This is a genomic window from Arthrobacter crystallopoietes BAB-32, assembly GCF_000328305.2.
Taxonomy (GTDB): Bacteria; Actinomycetota; Actinomycetes; order Actinomycetales; family Micrococcaceae; genus Crystallibacter; species Crystallibacter crystallopoietes_A.
On sequence record NZ_ANPE02000018.1, the window covers coordinates 1 to 4,452 of the forward strand.

Genomic DNA, 4,452 nt, shown 5'->3' on the forward strand with positions numbered 1-4,452 from the left:
GCAGGAGTACGACGGCGGTGCTTGGGTCATGCGGGTTAAGGGACAATGGTGGGGTGAGTGAAGTGCGTCCCGAACAGAACGACCAGCCGGCCCCGACTCCCGTCCTGACGGCGAAGCAGGCCAAACGCGCCAATGCGACCGTGACCGGAATGCTGATCGCGCTCGGGCTGAGCATCGCCCTGTTCCTGCCGGTTTTCTTCCTCAACCCGTCCAGCAAGTCCGAGGTCTACGAACGTAATATTAACGTCGCCGGCGTCGCACAACAGGCCGAAGGGGCCGCCGGCTACCTGCCGGTGGCGGCAGAGCTCCCCGAGCCCTGGAAGGCCAACTATGCCCGCTGGAACTCAGGCGGCAGCGCCAAGGTCCCGGCCTGGGAGGTCGGCTACCTGACGCCGAACGGCCAACACATCGCCCTCGTCCAGACGGACCAGGCCAACCCGACCTGGACGGCCCAGCAGACGGAGAACGCCCCGGTCACCAGCGACCGACAGGCCGGCGGCGAAACCTGGGAGCTGCGCGACCGCGGCGAAGGCAAGAAGCACCTGGTCCTGGACAAGGACGGCTACACCATCATCCTGTCGGGACGCGGGGAACTGGACGAATTCGACACGGTTGCTGCCGCCGTCGTCAAGGCTCTGGACACGGCACCGGCGAAGTAGCCGCCGGCCGGCAACACCAAACGTTCATCCGCCCGTAACGGAACGGCCAGCAGCACGGGTCCGCCGCCGCTGCCAGTATCGTAAGCAGGGTGACTACCAACCTCACCCCCGCTGAAGCCTGGAAGAAACTGCTCGAGGGCAACGACCGTTTCGTCTCGGGCACATCCGTCCATCCGAACCAGGACGCCGCCCGCCGCAGTTCGCTGGTGAACGAGCAGCACCCGTTCGCCATCATCTTCGGCTGCTCGGACTCCCGGCTCGCCGCCGAGATCATCTTCGACCTGGGCCTGGGCGATGCCTTCGTGGTCCGCACCGCCGGCCATGTCCTGGACGAGGCAGTCGTGGGCTCGCTCGAATACGGGGTCGACGTCCTCGGCGTACCGCTGATCGTGATCCTCGGCCATGACAGCTGCGGTGCCGTGACGGCCGCCAGGGATACGGTCGACACGGGCGAAATGCCGCGCGGCGGCATCCGCGACCTGGTCGAGCGGATCACCCCCTCCGTGCTGGCCGCCCGGCGCGCCGGCAAGGAAAACATCAACGACATGGTGGTCGAGAACGTCCGCCAGTCCTCCGAACGCCTGGTGGACAGCTCGCGGGCCATCTCCGAAGCGGTCGCAGCCGGCCGGACGGCAGTCGTTGGCGTCGCCTACAGCCTTGCCGAAGGCCGCGCGGACCTCGTCGCGGGACACGGCGCGCTCTAGTTCAGTCCCGCGCCTCGTCGCATTTCCTTCCCGCCTGCGGCCCGCCCGTCCACCTGCAACACAATTCGGACCGGGCGCGGCCGCAGGCATAAGCTTGGAGCCATGACTTCCACGACTGCCGACTCTGTTGAGTACCGCATTGAACACGACACGATGGGCGAGGTCCGCGTTCCGGTAGACGCCCTCTACCGCGCCCAGACCCAGCGCGCCGTCGAGAACTTCCCGATCTCCGGCAAGACGCTGGAGCGCGCGCACATCGAAGCCCTGGCCCGGATCAAGAAGGCCGCCGCCACCGCCAACGCCGAGCTGGGCGTGCTGGACGGCGAGCTGGCCAAGGCGATCGAGGCCGCCGCGGACAAGGTGGCCGGCGGCGACTTCGACGGCCACTTCCCCATCGACGTGTTCCAGACCGGCTCCGGCACCTCCTCGAACATGAACACCAACGAGGTCCTCGCCGAACTGGCCACCCGTGCGCTCAAGGACGGCGGCAGCGACAAGGTCGTGCACCCGAACGACCACGTCAACGCCTCCCAGTCCTCCAACGATGTGTTCCCGACCTCGGTCCACGTCGCCGCAACCTCCGCGCTGATCAACGACCTGATCCCCGCGCTGGACTACCTGGCCAAGTCGCTGGAGCGCAAGGCCGAGGAGTTCAAGGACGTCGTCAAGTCCGGCCGCACCCATCTGATGGATGCAACCCCGGTCACCCTCGGCCAGGAGTTCGGCGGCTACGCAGCCCAGGTCCGCTACGGCATCGAGCGCATCAACGCCTCGCTGCCGCGCGTGGCCGAGGTCCCGCTGGGCGGCACCGCCGTCGGCACCGGCATCAACACCCCCGCCGGCTTCTCCGCCCGCGTGATCGAACTGCTCGCCGCGGACACCGGCCTGCCGCTGACCGAGGCCCGCAACCACTTCGAGGCCCAGGCCAACCGCGACGGCCTGATCGAGGCCTCCGGCCAGCTGCGCAACATCGCGTACGCCTTCATGAAGATCAACAACGACCTGCGCTGGATGGGCTCCGGCCCCAACACCGGCCTGGGCGAGATCGCTATTCCGGACCTGCAGCCAGGCTCCTCGATCATGCCGGGCAAGGTGAACCCGGTCATCTGCGAGGCCGCCATCATGGTCGCCGCCCAGGTCGTCGGCAACGACACCACCATCGCCCTGTCCTCCACCAACGGCGCGTTCGAGCTCAACGTTGGCATCCCGGTGATGGCTGCCAACCTGCTCGAGTCCATCCGCCTGCTGGCCAACACCTCCCGGGTGATGGCGGACAAGATGATCGACGGCCTCACCGCCAACGTGGAGCGCGCCCGCTTCCTGGCCGAGGCCTCGCCGTCCATCGTGACCCCGCTGAACAAGTACATCGGCTACGAGAACGCCGCCAAGATCGCCAAGCACTCGGTGAAGGAAGGCCTCACCGTCCGCGAATCCGTGATCGCCCTCGGCTTCCTTGAGCGCGGCGAGCTGACCGAGGAGCAGCTGGACAGCGCCCTCGACGTGCTCTCCATGACCGCTCCGCCGCAGGCCAAGTAGCCCGTTCCGGCAGCTTCGGCGCCCCCGGTCCCCCCGCGGACCGGGCGCCGCTGTGTTTCCGGCCATATTGTTGTGCATCGTTCCTTCGTGAGTGCAAAAATCTACTTTCGTGACTGAGAGTGCAAAGAACGACGGCGGCGGGCTGCGGGAGCGTAAACGTGCGGCTACCCGCCTGGCCATCACCGATGCCGCCCGTGCGCTGACAGCCGCGCACGGGGTCAACGGCTTTACGGTCGAGCAGCTCTGTGAAGAAGTGGGCATCTCGCGCCGCACCTTCTTCAACTACTTCCCGGGGAAGGAAGACGCCATCTTCGGCGATCCGCTGGACCACATCCCGGAGGAGCTGGCGCGGGCCTTCGTTGACGGCGGCCGCAAGTCCGCCCCACCGGCGGAGTATGGCGCACTGACCCCCACCCTCCTGGAGGATTTCAGCACTCTCGCCTGCGCCATGATGGAGCGGCTGGCGATGAACCGGCAGCAAACCATCAGGCTGAAGCGGGCGATCGCCGCCGAACCGAGGCTGCTGGCCAAGGCCACGCACGGCACGCGGCAGACCGAGGAAGCCTTCGCCCAGCTGCTGGCGGCCCGGGAACGGCTGCTGCCGCACGATGCCCGCATCCGGGTGGCCGTCAGCCTGCTCTCCGCCCTGACCCAGCGTGCCGGAGCCGAGTTCCTCGCGGAGTGGAACACCCGCAGCTACCGCGACATCCTGGCCGAAACCGTCCAGACCGCCCGGGCCATCCTGGCCGCCGAGCGCCCCGTCCATCCAGGCTCCTGAGCACCGGCGCCCAGGGGAAACGTCACGGCTCCAAGCCCAGCGGGAGGGCTGACTTTAGCACCTTCCGGCGGCCCCGCAAGCCCCCAAAACGTGGGGCAGCTTTTTCCCCCATACGCGTCAGGCCCGGTGCTACTCTGAGGGTCAATCCGGGCAGCAACTTACGGACTATCCCGACTCGCAGGGGCGTCCTATGGGGGAGTTGATGCGCTCGTCCTTGGGGGAACAATGGCCTATGTTCTTGGTGTTGACGTCGGCACGAGTTTTACCGCCGCAGCGATAGCGCGAACCGGCCCGGGTGGCCGGCAGGAACCACAATCGTTTCACCTCGGCCAACGGGCGGCCACCATACCGTCGGTGGTCTTCCTCGCCGAGGACGGCCAGGTCCTGGTCGGCGAAGCGGCCGAACGTCGTGGCATCGAACAGCCCGAGCGCGTGGTGCGCGAATTCAAACGGCGGGTCGGCGACTCCGTGCCCATCGTCGCCGGCGAACGGACCGCGGCCCCTGAAGACCTGCTTGCCACGGTAGCGCGGTGGGTAGTGGAGCGGGCCACGGAACGCGAAGGGTCGGCGCCGGCGGCCGTTATCCTCTCGCGCCCCGCCAGTTGGGGCGGCTACAAGTCAAACCTGCTCCGCGAGGCCATGGCGCAGGCAGGGCTGCCGGACGTCTCCTTGGTCAGCGAACCCGAGGCGGCCGCCCTGCATTACGCCGCCCAGGAACGCGTGAGTGAAGGCAGCCTGATTGCGGTCTACGACCTCGGCGGCGGCACCTTCGACG

The 4,452-nt window shown here is 67.7% G+C and carries 5 protein-coding genes; all 5 read left to right on the forward strand.

Annotated features, from left to right (window positions below; all coding sequences use genetic code 11):
• Window positions 1-53 precede the first annotated feature (53 nt).
• Window positions 54-659 carry a DUF4245 domain-containing protein gene (locus tag D477_RS00395; protein ID WP_005266145.1) on the forward strand — a complete coding sequence of 202 codons (606 nt, stop codon included), beginning with the start codon at window positions 54-56 and terminating at the stop codon, window positions 657-659.
• 89 nt (window positions 660-748) lie between these two features.
• A complete protein-coding gene (locus D477_RS00400) occupies window positions 749-1,363 on the forward strand; it encodes a carbonic anhydrase (protein ID WP_005266146.1) in 615 nt (204 codons plus the stop codon).
• A gap of 102 nt (window positions 1,364-1,465) precedes the next feature.
• Window positions 1,466-2,899: a class II fumarate hydratase gene (locus tag D477_RS00405; RefSeq protein WP_005266147.1), complete on the forward strand. Its 1,434-nt coding sequence runs from the start codon at window positions 1,466-1,468 to the stop codon at window positions 2,897-2,899.
• Window positions 2,900-3,008: 109 nt separating this feature from the next.
• Window positions 3,009-3,677 (forward strand): TetR/AcrR family transcriptional regulator, encoded by a 669-nt coding sequence (locus D477_RS00410; protein ID WP_005266148.1) that lies wholly within the window; start codon window positions 3,009-3,011, stop codon window positions 3,675-3,677.
• 225 nt (window positions 3,678-3,902) lie between these two features.
• The coding region (locus D477_RS00415) for an Hsp70 family protein (protein WP_150109917.1) at window positions 3,903-4,452 on the forward strand (550 nt) is incomplete at its 3' end.